Here is a 5,817-nt window from a genome sequence, read left to right on the forward strand (position 1 = left end):
ACGGCTCGCCCTGCAGCTCGCGGGCTACGAGCCGTGCCACGACGCCGACCGCGTGATCGAGGAAGCCGCCTACGACCCCGAGGCGGACCTGCCGAACACGCCGGACTCGGTATTCTGCAGCCACGGTGCCGGCTACACCGTCAAGTGGCAAGAAGTCCCCGCGCACGCGCACGTGGCGGACGACCCTTCGCTGCTGCGCCCGTGGCGGCCGGCCGACGCGGCGTTCTTCGGCGGGGCGTGACGGGCTCGCGGCCGTGCCCTTCTTGTTACATCAGCGCGGCGATGGCGCGCGCCATGCGCAGGTCGGTCTGGGCGAAGTGGTTGCCCGGGTTGAGCTCGAAGGTCGCCTGCGCGCCGCGCTCGCTCAGGAGCGCGGTCGTCGCCTCGGTCGCGCGGCGGACCTCCCGCATAAGGCGGTTCGGCGTCTTGTGCTCCTTGCTTCCCAGCGAGAGGCTCACCCGATCCGGCACGCGCGCAAGCTCGTGACCTGCGGCGTATTCGAGCCAGCCCTCGTACCACAGCGACCCGGATGCGCTCGCCGCGCGTAAGAACACGTCCGTCTGCCACAGCGACCACAGCGCAAAGAGGCCCGCGAGCGAATACCCGGCGATGCCGCGCCACGCAGGCGCGATGTCGGCCTGTGCGAGCTCGGCCTCCGCCGCGGGCACGATCGAGCCGGTGAGCTTTTGCAGGTAGTCGCCCGCGCCGCCCGTGTACGCGGGCTCGTTGCGGGTCGCCGGCTCGGCGGGCCAGGGCGTCATGTCGCGTTCCCAGTCGATGCCGCCCACCGTCACGAGCGCAAGCGGCCCGCACCCGAGCTCGGCCAGGCGTGCCCATGCCTCGGCGCCGTCGCCCTGGTAGACGTTGAGATAGACCACGGGCAGCTCGCCCGTCGCGCCCTCGGGGGCGCGGACGCAGACGCGCTTCTTGCCGGCGCCCTCGTCGGAGACCTCGCCGGCGTCCTCGCCGACGAAAAAGAACTTCTCCATGCCTGACCTGCCCTTCTTTGCGCGGTTTGCGCCTCTACGCGAGATGTGCGGAGGGGCAGATGTCCTCGAGCACGCAGCCCTCGCACTTGGGCGAGCGCGCCGTGCAGGTGTCTCGCCCGTGGCGGATCCACTGGTGGTTGACGTCGTGCCAGTACTCGCGCGGGAGGATGCCCAGCAGGTCCTGCTCGGTCTTGAGCGGCTCGGACGCGTGGGTCTTCGGGCTGAGCGCGAGGCGGTGAGCGATGCGGTTGACGTGCGTGTCCACCGCGATGCCCTCTACGATGCCGAAGCTCACGTTAAGGACGATGTTGGCGGTCTTGCGCCCGACGCCCGGCAGGCTCGTGAGCTCGCGCATTGTGTGTGGCACCTCTCCCGCGAAGTCCGTGACGATGGTTTGCGCGCACTCGACGCAGTGGCGCGCCTTTGTCTTGTAGAAGCCGAGGCTGTGGATGACCTCGGCGACCTCGGCAGGGGAGGCGGCGGCGAGGTCCGCGGGCGTGGGCCAGCGGCGGAAGAGCTCGGGCGTCACGCGGTTGACCTGCGCGTCGGTGGTCTGGGCCGACAGCAGTACCGAGATCACCAGGTGGAACGGGCTCTCGTGGTCGAGGAAGCACTCGACGGGGCCGTACTTTTGGTCCAGGCGCCGGCACACCTCGACGGCGCGCGCGGACTTCGCGGCCTTGGTCTCGCGTGGCATGGCGCTCTCCCTTCCCTCGGAGCGAAGGCGGCGGGAAGGGCGCCTGCCCCCCCGTCGGCCTCAACGGCGAATCGTTGCAGATAGCAGCAATGATATACTCGACGGCACCGATGACCCATCGAAAGGAACCCCATGATCCGTGAACTCGTCTGCGACGACGCGATTCTGACCACCCCCTGCGCCCCCGCGACCGCTGAGGACGCCGAGCTCGCCCAGGACCTCATCGACACCATGAACGCGCACGAGGACGCCGTGTGCCTCGCCGCCAACCAGATCGGCGTCGCGAAGGCCGTCGTCGTTTACAAGGGCGAGGACGAGGCCGACCACGTGCTCTACAACCCGAAGATGCTCATGGGCCTCGGCCCCCAGAAGCTCGTCGAGAGCTGCATGACGCACGCCGGCGAGAGCCACGTGACCCGCTTCGTCAAAATCAAGGTCGCCTACCAGGAGCTCGTCGACGGCAAGCTCGTCGCGCGAAAGAAGGAGTTCCTCGGGTGGGAGGCCCAGATGGTCCAGCACATGATCGACCACTGCAAGGGCAAGCTGGTCTAGGCGAGCGGAGGTGGCCTTGCGGGCGGGAGTCCTTCTTGCCCGCGCTTCGCTTCGTGCGCTCGGCCGTTCAGCATCCTTCATTCATCGAGATTCGCGCACAGCGCGCGTCGCCTGGGCTGTCTCGGCGGTGCGTTTTTTGTGCGGCGCCGCGGGCAGACGCGGCCGCGGCGGGTACAAGCCCATAGGAAGGCGCGCGAGCCGATTCGCCGAACGCAAGGAGGCAAAGATGTGCACAGCCGTTCGATTCACCAGTGCTGAAGGCCAGATGTTCCTCGGCCGCAACCTCGATTGGGGCTGCGGCTACGGCGAGAAGCCCCGGGTCGTGCCCGCTGGGTTTCCCGTGGGCTACCGCTTCATGGACGACGCCCCGGCGGCGCACGCGGCTGTCGGCATGTGCGTCGACGTGAACAACTATCCGATGTTCTTCGACTGCGGCAACGACGCCGGCCTCGCCGTGGCGGGTCTCAACTTCCCCGGCTTCGCCGCCTACGCCGACGCCCCGGTCGACGGAAAGAAGAATGTCTGCGCCTACGAGTTCCCGCTCTGGGTCGCGGCGAGCTTCTCGAGCGTCGAGGAGGTTCGGGCCGCGCTCGAAGGCGCCGTCATCGTGGGCGTGCCCGCGGGCGAGGGACTGGGCGTCTCTTATTTGCATTGGATCATCGGCGACGCGGAGCGAAGCATCGTCGTCGAGAGCCGCGCCGACGGCCTGCACGTGATGGACGATTCCGTCGACGTGCTCGCGAACCAGCCCTCGCTCGAGTGGCACCTCGAGAACCTGCGAAGCTATGTCACGGTGACGAACGACTTCGCGCAGCCCGCGCGCTGGCGCGGAGCCGACCTCGCCCCCTACGGCGCGGGCGCGGGCATGCGCGGCATCCCGGGCGACTCTTACTCGCCCTCTCGCTTCGTCAAGGCGGCCTACCTCAACGCAAGCTACCCGCAGAAGTCCGGCGAGAAGGACAACGTCATCCGCATGTTCCGCACGCTCGAGGGCGTGGCGATGGTCGAGGGCGCGGCGCGCCTGGCGGGCGGCGACTTCGAGTACACGCTCTATACCAGCTGTTTTGCCGCGGGGAGCGGGCGCTACTATTGGTCGACCTACGATGACCCGGCGATCCGCTACGTGGGCCTCGCCGACGCGGCCGGAGCCCCGGTCGACCGGCTCGTGACTCCGGAGCCGCGCCTACGTTAGCGCGCTTTCTGCGAGCGTCCGTTTGGGCGGCATCGTGTGCCCGCTCGCGCCGCCGTTCGGCTGGAGCGGCCCGCACATGACGCCCGGGCGGCGCTCGCTTTCATCGAGATTGCGCATCTCTACAAAATGGCGCCCTTATCGGCGATTTTTGTAAAGATACGCAATCTCGGCGGTGTGGAAAGACGGGCCGGCGCGAGGACGCCCGAATCGCGCCCGAGAAGCGCCCTTCTTGCCCGAGATGCCCGCCTTCGTGCCGAGACGCTCGGTTCCCGGGCCGGAGCGTTCGGTTCTCGTGTCCGAGACGCCCTCACTGTGCCCCTTCGCGGCGTCCGCCCTTCTTGTCCGAGGCGCCCCCCGTACGTCTACATGCCCGCGAAGCCGGTCTGGCGCAGCGCCTCGTAGAGGACGACCGCCGCGGCGTTGGAGAGGTTGAGCGCGCTGATGCGGTAATCGTCGGGGTCGATGAAGTTGCCGCAGATGTCCTGGCGCAGCGCCGCGTGGTCCGAGGGCTTGCCGGCGGCCTCGGACCACGCCTCCGCGTCCTTGATCGTGGCGGCGTCCGGCAGCATCGGGATCCGCTCGCAGCGCTCGGGCGCCGTCGCGAGGAGCTCCTCGGGGATGCCCGTGGACTCCTTGCCGAACACGAGGAAGTCGCCGTTGGCGTAGCGGGCCTCGGCGTAGGTGCGGCGGGCTTTCTTTGTGAGGTAGTGGAGCCGCGCGTCGTCGACAGCAAGCCTGTTCACCTGCAAGAACTCCGCCCAATCGCGGTACGTGCGCACATCGAGGCTCCTCCAGTACCCGAGGCCCGCGCGATGCAGCATCCGGTCGTCCAGCGAGAAGCCCAAGGGCCCGACCAGGTGCAGTACGGAGCCCGTGACCACGCAGGTCCGGCCGATGTTGCCCGTGTTCGCGGGGATCTCGGGCTCGTAGAGGACGACGTTGAGCATGCGGTGATTTCCTTGTTTCTTCCGGTGGGCTGCGATGCGCAGAGAATCGTAGCGCAACGCGCGGCTAAACTGGGGAACGTTGTGCAAGGCCGCTCGCCGCGGCGATGGGGCAAAGGCGCGCTGGCATGGACGCTGGCCGTCGGCCATCGGTCGCCGGTCGATGACCCCGCCGTTGGCGGACGTCCGGCCCATTGCGACCGGGGAAAGAAAGGGGCACCCGCGTGATCAAGCTGTTCGCCGCCGACCTGGACGGAACGCTGCTCAACGCGCTGCACCAGACCGACCCCGTTATCCTGCGCTCGCTCAGGCGCCTGCGTGCCGCTGGAGCGCACTTCTCGGTGGCGACGGGGCGCACGCTGCGGAGCAACCGCACCCTCGGGTTCGAGGGAAACGTCGGCGTGGTCTGTTGCAACGGCTCCATAGTGCTCGACGAAAAAGGACACGTCGCCCGAACGGCCCCGCTGCCGGAGGGCTTCGCCGGAGAGCTCGCGGCTGCCTTCCCCAAGGCCGCCATCGACTTCATCACCGCCGAGCATACTTACCACCTCTGCTCCGAGGCGCAGCACGCCGCCGCGTACGCGGGCATGCCTCTGTGGCGCAAGGTCGTCATGCGCGGCATGAGCATGACGGGCGGCCCGGAGCACGTCTATGACTGCGACCCCGCGCAGATCGCCGGTCTCGAGGTCTGCAAGATCAACGCCCACATCGACGGCATGCCCGAGGCCCCCGAGGTCGCCTCCTTCATCGCCGAGCATCCCGAGGTGGTCAACGCGCCTTTCAACCCCTCGATGTTCGAGGTCACCCGCGCCGGCGTGAACAAGGGCGAGGCCGTGGCATGGCTCGCTGGCTACCTGGGCATTCGCGAGGACGAGGTCGCGGTCTACGGAGACGGCGGCAACGACATCCAGATGCTCGAGCGCTTCGCGGGCTACGGGCACGCCTACGCGACGAGCAACGGGTCCGACGCCGCCAAGCACGCTGCCGGCAACGTCATCGGCTCGTGCGCGACCTGGGCGGTCTCGAGGCACATGCTCGTCACGCTGCGCGCGCAGTAGGGACGGGCTGCGGCGCTCGTCGAGGGGCGAGACGGGGCATCGATGGCCGGCTTGGCAGTTGTTGTGGACCTGTCAGAGACCATCGCAGGTCGGTGCAGCGGTCGCCGGGGGCTGCCGGTATGGTGGAACGGACCGCCGCGGGCCGGTGCGGCAGTCGCCTGGGTCCCGTCGGTGGCCATCGTGCAATGCTGGGGCAGTCCGGGGCACTTCTTGCCGGCTTAGGGTACTTCCGGAGAAGTACCCTAACTTCTTCGTTTTCGATAAAACCGCAGGTAGCGATTGTTCAGGTGCCATTTTTGGGCACTTAGGGTACTTCTAGAGAAGTACCCTAAGTTTTCTCCGCCCGATGTAGCCCGCCGTGCGCCGCCCGACGCACCCCGTCGCA

General features: G+C 68.2%; 6 protein-coding genes and 1 pseudogene. 4 read left to right on the plus strand and 3 right to left on the minus strand.

The genetic code is table 11. From position 1 onward, the window contains the following. A pseudogene (locus ACT84W_RS08240) lies at positions 1-241 on the plus strand (GTP-binding protein); the annotation flags it as partial. Positions 242-266: 25 nt separating this feature from the next. On the opposite strand, the gene ACT84W_RS08245 reads toward ACT84W_RS08240, so the two are convergent. Together ACT84W_RS08245 and nth are read right to left on the minus strand one after the other, a co-directional pair. Continuing rightward, positions 267-989 carry an alpha/beta hydrolase gene (locus ACT84W_RS08245; protein WP_444328856.1) on the minus strand — a complete coding sequence of 241 codons (723 nt, stop codon included), beginning with the start codon at positions 987-989 and terminating at the stop codon, positions 267-269. A gap of 34 nt (positions 990-1,023) precedes the next feature. Then, entirely contained in the window at positions 1,024-1,686 is a 663-nt protein-coding gene (gene nth / locus ACT84W_RS08250; RefSeq protein WP_444328857.1) for an endonuclease III, read from the minus strand. A 132-nt stretch (positions 1,687-1,818) separates the two neighbouring features. On the opposite strand from nth, the gene ACT84W_RS08255 reads away from it, so the two are divergent. Both ACT84W_RS08255 and bsh read left to right on the plus strand, forming a co-directional pair. Then, positions 1,819-2,238 carry a peptide deformylase gene (locus tag ACT84W_RS08255; protein WP_417575297.1) on the plus strand — a complete coding sequence of 140 codons (420 nt, stop codon included), beginning with the start codon at positions 1,819-1,821 and terminating at the stop codon, positions 2,236-2,238. Between the two features lie 226 nt (positions 2,239-2,464). Beyond that, on the plus strand, positions 2,465-3,430 hold the full coding sequence (gene bsh, locus ACT84W_RS08260) for a choloylglycine hydrolase (protein ID WP_444328858.1): 966 nt from the start codon (positions 2,465-2,467) through the stop codon (positions 3,428-3,430). 362 nt (positions 3,431-3,792) lie between these two features. On the opposite strand, the gene ACT84W_RS08265 is transcribed toward bsh, so the two are convergent. Further along, positions 3,793-4,377 (minus strand): tRNA (cytidine(34)-2'-O)-methyltransferase, encoded by a 585-nt coding sequence (locus ACT84W_RS08265; RefSeq protein ID WP_444328859.1) that lies wholly within the window; start codon positions 4,375-4,377, stop codon positions 3,793-3,795. Between the two features lie 221 nt (positions 4,378-4,598). On the opposite strand from ACT84W_RS08265, the gene ACT84W_RS08270 reads away from it, so the two are divergent. Next, positions 4,599-5,432 (plus strand): HAD family hydrolase, encoded by an 834-nt coding sequence (locus ACT84W_RS08270; RefSeq protein WP_444328860.1) that lies wholly within the window; start codon positions 4,599-4,601, stop codon positions 5,430-5,432. The last annotated feature ends 385 nt before the right edge of the window (positions 5,433-5,817 follow it).

The organism is Paratractidigestivibacter sp. (assembly GCF_052362415.1).
In the GTDB taxonomy this organism is placed as follows: Bacteria; Actinomycetota; Coriobacteriia; order Coriobacteriales; family Atopobiaceae; genus Paratractidigestivibacter.

Coding starts and splice junctions, on each gene's coding strand:
- ACT84W_RS08255 (WP_417575297.1), top strand. CDS start 1,819: ATGATCCGTGAACTCGTCTGCGACGACGCGATTCTGACCACCCCCTGC.
- ACT84W_RS08245 (WP_444328856.1), bottom strand. CDS start 989: ATGGAGAAGTTCTTTTTCGTCGGCGAGGACGCCGGCGAGGTCTCCGAC.
- bsh (WP_444328858.1), top strand. CDS start 2,465: ATGTGCACAGCCGTTCGATTCACCAGTGCTGAAGGCCAGATGTTCCTC.
- ACT84W_RS08265 (WP_444328859.1), bottom strand. CDS start 4,377: ATGCTCAACGTCGTCCTCTACGAGCCCGAGATCCCCGCGAACACGGGC.
- nth (WP_444328857.1), bottom strand. CDS start 1,686: ATGCCACGCGAGACCAAGGCCGCGAAGTCCGCGCGCGCCGTCGAGGTG.